Source organism: Candidatus Bathyarchaeota archaeon (genome assembly GCA_029882535.1).
Classification (GTDB): Archaea; Thermoproteota; Bathyarchaeia; order Bathyarchaeales; family SOJC01; genus JAOUKM01.
The window spans coordinates 1-4,982 of sequence record JAOUKM010000056.1; the positions used below are offsets into that span (position 1 = coordinate 1).

Genomic DNA, 4,982 nt, shown 5'->3' on the forward strand with positions numbered 1-4,982 from the left:
CAAATTATTAGTTTTCCAAATGAAGAAGTGGGGAAAGGCGACTACTTAACTATTGAGGATTTCAAGGCTGGAAAAGGCTTAATCGTTCAAGTCATAGATATACAATACGCTAACATCCCTGGCATTTTGGAAGAATTGCTTCGAAACTATAATGGTGATTCTTATGTGCAAGGGGAGGATTTAGATCCCTTTGAAGTGGCTACTCACATTGCGTATATTCAAGATGCACGTTTGTTAATCTGCAAAATTCGAGCCACAAATAACAATGGTGAACTGATCTCTACAAATTCTTGGCTTCCTTCTCGTTCTCGAGCAATCGTCAAGAAACTTCCTGTTGAAAGACTGTTTGCTCAAGCAGAAATCGATGGGGGATACCCAATGCACTTGGGCGAAACGACGGAAAAGAAGCAACTTCACGTTGATGTGCGGGCTTTAGACGGTGGTCTCAACATTATAACTGGTAAAAAAGGAACTGGCAAATCTCACATGTCTAAGTTGTTAACTCTCAGCCTGGTAAGTCACGGCGCTCCAGTTGTAGTTCTTGATCTTAACGGCGAATACGTGGGTCTTGGCAAAAATGTTGATGGAAAATCGAACGAGTTTTATGGGAAGATTCATGTTTTGGCGCCCGGACGAAATCTTAAAGTAACTTTGGCGCAGTTGAAACTCCGTGTGATGCTTAATGTTCTCGTAAATGCGCTTCAGTTGCCAGGGACATCTGCAAGAGAGTTCAGGCGTATATGGCGTTTTCTTGAGCAGAAAGATGCTTTGACGATGCATGAGTTGGGTGAGGCAATAAGAAATTGGAAGTGTAATCAACATGTGCGTGACGCCTTGTTTTCCCGGTATTATACGTTGTTAAGTACTGGTTTGTTTACTGACAGTCCAGCGCAGGCAATCTCATTGGAGGATTCACTTTTCAAAGCTAGGGTTGGTGGTGCAGTTGTGATAAATCTTCGTGATTCTTCAACTATAGATAGGCTTATTGTGGTGGAGTATGTGCTTGGTAAACTCGTTGAGTTGCTGACGAATTGCAAACTGCGGGCTGTTTTTTTGTTCGCTGAAGAGGCGCATTTGTATCTCAGAGAGACTTATTGGGATGATGTAGTTACCCGGATGCGGCATTTCGGGGTGTTCACCACTTTCATTACAAATCAGCCGGACACTATTCGAGAGAACATTTATCGTCAGGCTGATAACTTGTTTCTCTTTAACTTCACTAATGAACATGATTTGGAAACTGTTTCAAGGGCGTCTAAGGTGGATGCCGAAACTGTAAAGTCTGTTGCTCGAGACCTGCCGCCCCATTACTGTCTCGTTTTGGGGAAAGTTGTGAATGATTTTCCGATTGTTGCCAAGGTTAGAAAGTTGGATGTGCATGTGATGGGGCAAACACGGCTGTTCTTCTCTAAGTAAAACTACTCTGTTAATGTTTTTAATAGAGCGTAGATGGTCTGGTTGGTTGTTTGTGTTTTTTTGTCTGTCTATTCTCGACGCATAGGCTAGACCATCTTATTAGGAGCCAAATAGGGCTTGGTTTTTTGCTAGTGTCCGCCTTATGTTACGTTTTTTTAATGTTCATGGGTATGTTCGATGTTGCTCTCAAGCTTTTCGTGGAGCGCCACAATTTGGGCATTCTGTCGCTGTTTCAGGCATCAGACTTTCACAGTACTTACATGGTATCATGGCAACTTCTTTTTCTTTCACAGCTGTTGGTGTTGTTGCTGGTCGAATCACTTGGAGTTCTATTGTTTCGCTGGTGACGTCAGGGCGACCTTTGATAGCTACTACTCCTTTAATAGACCAGTGAACGCTTGCATCCAAGCCGTCAAAGGACTCTCGTCCACCAGCAGGAATGTTAACGTTGAAAGGAAATGTTTTCTTGAAGCCTGGTAGCATGTGCAGTTTGTTACTTGCCTCCGGATCAGCAGAATGCAACGTAGCTATATCCCAGTAGACGCGACGCACCTTGCGTCGCCGCTCCTCGTCGTACACCCATTTTTCTCGTCTTCTTTTCTCGACGCATCGAAGTTCGGCTCTTACCTCGTTTGCGTCAAATTCGTCTTGGCATGACACGGTAATTGCTCCCTTCAAATCTTCCCCCAGTTCGACAGTGCTTTTAGGAATTGCCAACGAAACGCCAGCTTTTGGTTTTTTGAGTCTATCTAAAAAGCCCATACATCACAATCTCTTTGCAGGTTTGCCATTATTTTGAAGAATGGCATCAGTATTTATAATTTCTGATGGAACAGTCAGAATCTTTTATATATATTATTTAGGTATCATTTAAATCGGATTAATCGTACAACAAAAAGAGGATTGGCGAATGGCAGAACGGGAAACGATCGAGAAGGTTAAAGATAAGCAAGGCGTCCTCTCTAAAATTCAAAATGTCCTTACGTTAGGATACGGAACGAAAGAAGATTTAAGAGAACTGGACAAGAAGCTCCGAGATCTATATTATCAAGACTTCCGTGATATGCGCCACGTATGGGAAGACGCTTACTTAGCAGCCTTAAATGCAGGGCATACCGCTTCAAGCGGTGACTTCAAAAAAGTTATCCAAGTATTGGACCGTGTCATGGAAAAAGTGAGACACGCAGACTACGGCTACGCTGGTCTCATGGATAGAAAAGGACACGTAAGAGAAAAAGAACTTGCTCGAGTTTTCAACTACGACCAAACATTAGGCAGTGATGTCGAAAACATGAAGGAAGCCGTAAACAAAACTTATAGCGAAGCTGAAGCTGAAAACTGGACTAATATACCTGCTGAAGTAAAGAAAATAAAAGCCTTATTACTCGGCTTTGAGAATGAATGGCATGAAAGAGAAAAACAATTCAGACCGTTAGAAATTTAGAGTGGGAGAAAAAATGCCAATTGTTGAAAAAGTGTCTTGGGATTTCGGAGGCCCTGAGGACATAGCTTATAGATTTCCTAAACTCTCCTTAAAATACGGAAGTCAAGTTGTTGTTAAGGAAAATCAATGGGCCATTTTCTTCCGCGACGGAAAAGCCTATGATATTTTCGGCCCTGGAAGACATACGATAACGAGCAAAAACATTCCACTCCTAACAGGAGTCTTAAAGGCCCTAAAAATAATCGGTGACATCTTCGAATGCGAAGTAGTATTTGTGAGTAACAGCCAATTCAGAGGAAACTTTGGCGGAACAGCCTATTCAGCCCCCAGCGGATCCATACAATATCAAGCAGAGATCGGTTTCTATGGTTATCTGCTTTATAAGGTGGAGGACCCGAAGCTATTCGTAGTGGAGTTTTTCGGAAACCGAGGAGCCAGTACGTCTAATGACGTTGAAAATTATATCCGCGGCTTCATAAATGAGCGGGTTATAGATGAATTTGCAAGCTTCGACATCTTCAACTTAGTCAAAAACGTAGATGAGACCACCGATAAAGTCGCTTTGATAATCAGAGATGAAGCCGCACGGATAGGCCTTAAAGTAATAGATACAGTCTTCGAGGGCGTTAAAATCCCCGAAGAAGCGAGGCGATTTGCTTCAGGCATGGGACAGCAAGCTATGGCTATGCAGTATATGAAAGAGACAACTGCGGAGCTTCCGCCTGGAGGAGGAGGTGGAGCCGCTGCCGCAGGGGTCGGAGCGGGACTTGGATTGGCTATGGGAACGACAATGGCAAAAACGATGCAGCCGTCTCAAGCCCCTGCAGCCCCACAAAAACTGATAGTTTGCCAAAGCTGCGGAGCTCAGAATCCTGTTGGAACTAAGTTCTGCGGAAACTGCGGAGCGAGTCTCGCTCCAGTGGCCAAAGTGAAGTGCCCAAAATGTAAAAAAGAGATGCCAGCAACGATGAAGTTCTGCGGAAACTGTGGTTCCCCTTTGAAGCCAGAAGAAATTGAATGCCCAAAATGTAAAACAAAGAATCCTGCAGGAACAAAATTCTGTGGGGACTGTGGAGAAAAACTTTCAAAATAGTCATGCCTTATTTTTCGCTTCTTTTTTCTACTTCTGAAGCAACGAGCCACATGCTCCAGAAAAGTTCATGTTAGCTGCCATAATCACACCTCATTTTGAACACCTTACCTGAGGCGGAGGATAAAGAGGTTGACCGCGCTCACTACAAAATCTGTTTTCGATGGGATTCTTGTTTCCACATTTTGGCAAGGGCTTACTTGTTTTTACTATCTTATGGGAAGACTTCGTGATTGGGAGCATGTAGTTAGCCATCGTTAAACCCAGAGCTAGGCCTATTCCGGCTGAGAAAACTGTTCCAGTGTTAGCGTTAGGCACTTATCAAGCCAGCTAAAGAGCAGACATATTGAAAATTCGTGTTGGACCCGTTTAAAGCTATTTTAAAGATTCTAACTAAGTTGCAAGCATACCCAAAAAGTGAATAAAGGAGATTTTTCATTCTTGGTTGGTTGCTTTGAACAAGAAAATAATGCTTGGGCTCTCAAGTTTTCAGTTCATGGTGATGGCGAGACGAGGCTTATTTTACACTTTCTTGTCTATCTATTTGTTGGAGAATCTTAAACTCTCGGTAACGGCAACGACGCTACTTGCAAGCCTCACTATGATAACCAACAGCGTCTCGCAAACATTCGTGTGGGGCAAGATCTCCGACAAATACCAAGCGCGTCAGAGTTTGATAGTTGTCGGAGAAACAATCGCAGCTTTTGGTTACATCTTATTATACTTTTTCCATATTCATTTGCTAAACACAAATGGCTCAATTGCTGCGGCGTACAGTATCATTGTGGGGCTTTCACTTCTCGAGTTCTTTTGGTCAATGAGCAATCTGGGATGGAGCGCTCTTATTTCAGATCTTACCACGTCTCAAGAAAGGGGGAAACTAATGAGTGTAATCTCAAGCGTTGGCGGCGTTGGGCGAATATTAGGGATCACTGTCTCAGGCTTGTTATATGATTGGGGCGGCGAAGCTGGAGGGTTCAAAAATGGCATATTATTTTTCTTCGCATCTGGGATTATGCTTGCAAGCGCCGC

The 4,982-nt window shown here is 43.3% G+C and carries 5 protein-coding genes; 4 read left to right on the plus strand and 1 reads right to left on the minus strand.

What is annotated here, in order from left to right; all coding sequences use genetic code 11:
* Window positions 1–1,416, plus strand: a 1,416-nt coding sequence (locus tag OEX01_09250) for an ATP-binding protein (protein ID MDH5449167.1), incomplete at its 5' end; no start/stop codon positions are given.
* Window positions 1,417–1,602: 186 nt separating this feature from the next.
* Here the strand turns inward: OEX01_09250 and OEX01_09255 are convergent.
* Window positions 1,603–2,178 (minus strand): hypothetical protein, encoded by a 576-nt coding sequence (locus OEX01_09255; GenBank protein MDH5449168.1) that lies wholly within the window; start codon window positions 2,176–2,178, stop codon window positions 1,603–1,605.
* Window positions 2,179–2,326: 148 nt separating this feature from the next.
* Here OEX01_09255 and OEX01_09260 point away from each other — a divergent pair, with 148 nt between their 5' ends.
* From OEX01_09260 to OEX01_09270, 3 genes are all read left to right on the plus strand, one after another.
* Window positions 2,327–2,860 carry a hypothetical protein gene (locus OEX01_09260; GenBank protein MDH5449169.1) on the plus strand — a complete coding sequence of 178 codons (534 nt, stop codon included), beginning with the start codon at window positions 2,327–2,329 and terminating at the stop codon, window positions 2,858–2,860.
* 13 nt (window positions 2,861–2,873) lie between these two features.
* Window positions 2,874–3,953: an SPFH domain-containing protein gene (locus tag OEX01_09265; GenBank protein ID MDH5449170.1), complete on the plus strand. Its 1,080-nt coding sequence runs from the start codon at window positions 2,874–2,876 to the stop codon at window positions 3,951–3,953.
* Between the two features lie 451 nt (window positions 3,954–4,404).
* On the plus strand, window positions 4,405–4,982 hold a 578-nt coding region (locus OEX01_09270), incomplete at its 3' end, for an MFS transporter (protein ID MDH5449171.1).

What these genes read in the sequence shown, in the direction of transcription:
- OEX01_09260 (MDH5449169.1), top strand. Translation starts at nt 2,327, where the DNA reads ATGGCAGAACGGGAAACGATCGAGAAGGTTAAAGATAAGCAAGGCGTC.
- OEX01_09265 (MDH5449170.1), top strand. Translation starts at nt 2,874, where the DNA reads ATGCCAATTGTTGAAAAAGTGTCTTGGGATTTCGGAGGCCCTGAGGAC.
- OEX01_09255 (MDH5449168.1), bottom strand. Translation starts at nt 2,178, where the DNA reads ATGGGCTTTTTAGATAGACTCAAAAAACCAAAAGCTGGCGTTTCGTTG.